The sequence below is a fragment of the Tissierella sp. genome, assembly GCF_052089545.1.
In the GTDB taxonomy this organism is placed as follows: Bacteria; Bacillota; Clostridia; order Tissierellales; family Tissierellaceae; genus Tissierella_A.
Genome location: NZ_JBQDAA010000272.1, coordinates 1 through 2,636 on the forward strand (window position 1 = coordinate 1; position 2,636 = coordinate 2,636).

The following is a 2,636-nucleotide window of genomic DNA, read 5'->3' on the forward strand; positions in this document are numbered from 1 at the left end:
TGAATTAAATGTTAAGCTTAGAAGAGGAGACCCAGCTGATGCAATAATAAAAGAAACAGAAAAAGAAGACTATGATCTTGTAGTCATGGGAAGTAGGGGTCTTGGTACTTTTTCAAGAGCAATACTTGGAAGTGTTTCAAATAAAGTTTTAAATCATGTAGAAACAAATGTATTAATAGTAAAATAAATATTAAACATAATAAATATATATAAATAAATTAAGAGTATTACTTAAAAATATAAGGGAGGAATAAAAGAATGAAAAAGATTTTAGTAACTACGGATGGATCAAAAAATTCTGAAAAAGCATTACTAGAAGCTAAGAAATATGCAGGAACTTTCCATGCAAAACTAGATATACTAAGTGTAGTAGACAATTCATTTTTATACGCTTATATGGAAGAAAAATATTATTCTCTAGGAAGGACAGAAGAAGAACTGGATAAATTTGGAGAAGAACTTTTAGAAGAGTCACTAAAATTATTTGATGATTTTGAAGGTGAATTAAATGTTAAGCTTAGAAGAGGAGACCCAGCTGATGCAATAATAAAAGAAGCAGAAAAAGAAGATTATGACTTAGTAGTCATGGGAAGTAGAGGTCTTGGTACTTTTTCAAGAGCAATACTTGGAAGCGTATCAAACAAAGTTTTAAATCATGTCGAAACAAATATATTAATAGTTAAATAAGATTTTAATATTAAATTATTAGTTTTAAAAGATATACAAAATAATATATGCTTAGAAGAAAAGCCTTGAAACTTTTGTTTTAAGGCTTTTTATATATAATGTCAATTTTTCTAAACAAAAGAAAGTAATAAAACTGGGAGTGAGATCTTGGGAGAAAATAAGAGAGATAAATCAAAAATTATTCGTTTTATTCCTTTAATTATTATGATAAGTCTATTTCTATTTTTTTCATTAAATTATAGGAATATATCTACTGAAGATATTTTAAACTTTACACCTTCCAACTATTTTCTAACAGCTTTTGTAATAATTCTTATTTATGCAGTAAAATCAATCTCAATGTTTATATCTCTTAGTATTATATATATAAGTGTAGCCATAATATTTCCAAGTTTTTGGGCTATAGCTATAAATATTGTAGGTTTAACAGTTTGTATGACTATTCCATATTTTATAGGTAAATTTTCTGGAAGAGGCTTGTTAGATAAAGTGGCGTCTAAATATCCCAAGGTAAAGAATATAATAGAAATGAAAGAAGATAGGGAATGGTTTTTTGTCTTTATTATAAAAATATTAGGATTTATTCCAAATGAGCCAAGTAGCTTAGTATTTGGAAGTATTAATACAAAATATGGAACATATGTAACAGCAGCAGTTTTAGCAAAAACTCCCTCAATGATAGCTACAACTCTTTTAGGTTCCAATATAAACAATCCTGGAACACCAGAGTTCAAATGGTCTATTATAATTTCAATAATTATATTTATAGGTATAGGAATTTTTTATAGGAAAAACAAGGATAAGTTTAATTTATAATATTTATATAAATATAGAAAACTATTACAAGGATTAAAGATTTAATAAATCAATCCTATAGTTAAGAGTAAAACAAAAAAGCTAGATTTTCTATTTTTTTAGAAAATCTAGCTTTTAATCAATATTCGATTTTGTATAATCTTAAAGAATCTGTAAAGATTATAACAGATGCAAGATTTGAAGTTGTATTATCTTGATCAAATCTAGGTGATACTTCAGCTATATCAAAACTAATTGATTTTCTAGACCTAAGTATATATTTTAAAAAGATTAGTACTTTCTCTGGATCAAGCCCTAGGGGCTGCGGTGCACTTACACCAGGAGCAAAAGCAGATGAAAAAACATCAGAACAAACTGTAATATATATATGATCTTGATCTTTTATAAAATCATCTAATCTTTCAATCATAGGATAATAATCTGTAGTGCTAATATCTTTTGCTAAAATATATTTTACTCCTAGTTCTTCAGCTGTATTAAAAAGACTTAAAGTATTTCCATGTTTTTGAATTCCAAGACAAAAATAAGAGTAATTAATGTTTTGGGCATCCGTTAAATCAGCTATTTGTTTAAACATAGTTCCAGATGTTCCGCCTTTTGGATAAGGTCTTAAATCAAAATGGGCATCAAAATTTATTATTCCTATATTATTTTCTTTACCCTTGTCCTTTAAATGTCCTAATATTCCTTTATAGTGTCCAAAAGCAATTCCGTGACCTCCACCTAAAAGTATAGGAAAAAGATTTAAATCCAATAGCTTTTGAACGGCTTTAGCAAGCCCATCTTGTGCATCCTCTAGTGTGGAATTTTCGCAACAAATATTACCAGCATCAAAGAGTGCTATATCCTTAGAAAATTGGCAAGGAAGATTAGCAAGTTCTCCTCTAATACTATCAGGACCATTAGCAGCTCCGGTTCTTCCTTTATTAAACTTTACTCCAGCATCACACTTATATCCTAAAAAAGCAAAGCCTAATTTTCCTTGAAAGGGTTTTAGATTTTCATTGTTTAAGTCGAGTATTTCTACCCACTGATGCCATCTAAAGCTATCAAAATCATCTTCGCTATCTATTCTACCTTCCCATTGGGAATTATCTACTATATTATAAGTTTTATTAAACATATTTATCTCC

General features: G+C 28.1%; 4 protein-coding genes. 3 read left to right on the forward strand and 1 reads right to left on the reverse strand.

Annotated features, from left to right (window positions below; all coding sequences use genetic code 11):
• The 3 genes from ACTHW2_RS12795 to ACTHW2_RS12805 form a co-directional block, all read left to right on the forward strand.
• A partial coding sequence (locus ACTHW2_RS12795; protein WP_442264276.1) for a universal stress protein occupies window positions 1–187 on the forward strand: 187 nt, incomplete at its 5' end.
• A 71-nt stretch (window positions 188–258) separates the two neighbouring features.
• The gene (locus ACTHW2_RS12800; protein ID WP_442264277.1) at window positions 259–687 is read left to right on the forward strand and encodes a universal stress protein; all 429 of its coding nucleotides are present in this window, start codon (window positions 259–261) and stop codon (window positions 685–687) included.
• A 147-nt stretch (window positions 688–834) separates the two neighbouring features.
• Complete coding sequence (locus ACTHW2_RS12805) at window positions 835–1,503, forward strand: TVP38/TMEM64 family protein (protein WP_442264278.1); 669 nt, start codon at window positions 835–837, stop codon at window positions 1,501–1,503.
• A 118-nt stretch (window positions 1,504–1,621) separates the two neighbouring features.
• Here ACTHW2_RS12805 and hutG read toward each other — a convergent pair whose 3' ends face one another.
• Window positions 1,622–2,626 (reverse strand): formimidoylglutamase, encoded by a 1,005-nt coding sequence (gene hutG, locus ACTHW2_RS12810; RefSeq protein ID WP_442264279.1) that lies wholly within the window; start codon window positions 2,624–2,626, stop codon window positions 1,622–1,624.
• Window positions 2,627–2,636 lie beyond the last annotated feature (10 nt).

Bases quoted from the DNA above. Each gene is read 5' to 3' on its own strand.
- hutG (WP_442264279.1), bottom strand. From the start codon at position 2,626: ATGTTTAATAAAACTTATAATATAGTAGATAATTCCCAATGGGAAGGT.
- ACTHW2_RS12800 (WP_442264277.1), top strand. From the start codon at position 259: ATGAAAAAGATTTTAGTAACTACGGATGGATCAAAAAATTCTGAAAAA.